The organism is Agromyces sp. H66, assembly GCF_004959775.1.
In the GTDB taxonomy this organism is placed as follows: domain Bacteria; phylum Actinomycetota; class Actinomycetes; order Actinomycetales; family Microbacteriaceae; genus Agromyces.
The window spans coordinates 1-1,063 of sequence record NZ_SJZG01000031.1 but is presented as its reverse complement, the minus strand read 5'-3'; the positions used below and the strand labels follow the sequence as shown (position 1 = coordinate 1,063).

Sequence of the window (1,063 nt, the reverse complement as noted above, 5' to 3'; positions counted from 1 at the left end):
TGTACTGACCTGGATCGTTGTTGACGTAGGAGAGACCTCCGGGGTCGAGTTGGAGCTGTCTAGTTCTTCAGCTCGATCACACGGAGGTCTCTCGTGTCTCACGCTAACGCCCGGCTGACACCGGCCGGCAGGTTGATCATGGTCCAGCGCATCCAGTCGGGACGCGCGGTCGCGCATGTCGCGGCGGAGATGGGCATCTCGCGCACGACCGCGTGGCGGTGGTGGCGACGGTTCCAAGAGAGCGGGCAGGCGGGCCTGACGGATCGCTCCAGCGTCGCTCGTACGCACCCGCAGCGCACTGGCCCGTGCCAGGAGACACGGGTGCGGATCATGCGGGAGCTGACCCGCCGTGGCCCGGTGTTCATTGCGAACCGACTCGGGATGCAGGCCTCGACCGTCGGTCGGGTGCTGCGCCGTCATCGGGTGCCTCTGCTTCGGGAGTTGGACCCGGTCACCGGGAACGTGATCCGCGCATCACGCCGGTCCGCGAACCGCTACGAGCATGCACACCCCGGCTCACTGATCCACGTCGACGTGAAAAAGCTCGGTCGTATCCCGGACGGCGGCGGCTGGCGCCTGCACGGGCGCGGTGAGCGTCCCGCCCGCAGACGCGGCTTGGGCTACGACTACGTCCACACCGCGATCGACGACCACTCCCGGGTCGCGTATGCGGAGATCCACGACGATGAACGCGGCCCGACCTGCGCCAAGTTCATGGAACGGGCGATCGCGTTCTACAAGACCCTCGGCGTCACAGTCGAGCGTGTCATCACGGACAACGCGTTCGCGTACCGGCACTCCACAGCGTTCCGAACCGTGCTGACCGATCACCACGTCACACAGAAGTTCATCCGCCCGCACTGCCCGTGGACCAACGGAAAGGTCGAGCGTCTGAACAGGACCCTCGCAGCCGAGTGGGCCTACGCCCGACCCTGGATGTCGAACGCCGACCGCGCCACCGCATTGCCAGGCTGGCTCGACTACTACAACCTAGAAAGAGCCCACCTCGGCATCGGAGGCACAGCACCCATCGACCGAATCAACAACGGTCGAGGTCAGTACA

1 protein-coding gene is annotated in these 1,063 nt (G+C 65.9%); it reads left to right on the top strand.

From position 1 onward, the window contains the following. Nucleotides 1-93: 93 nt before the first annotated feature. Nucleotides 94-1,063: IS481 family transposase (locus EZM51_RS20385; RefSeq protein WP_136710143.1), on the top strand; the 970-nt coding region annotated here is incomplete at its 3' end.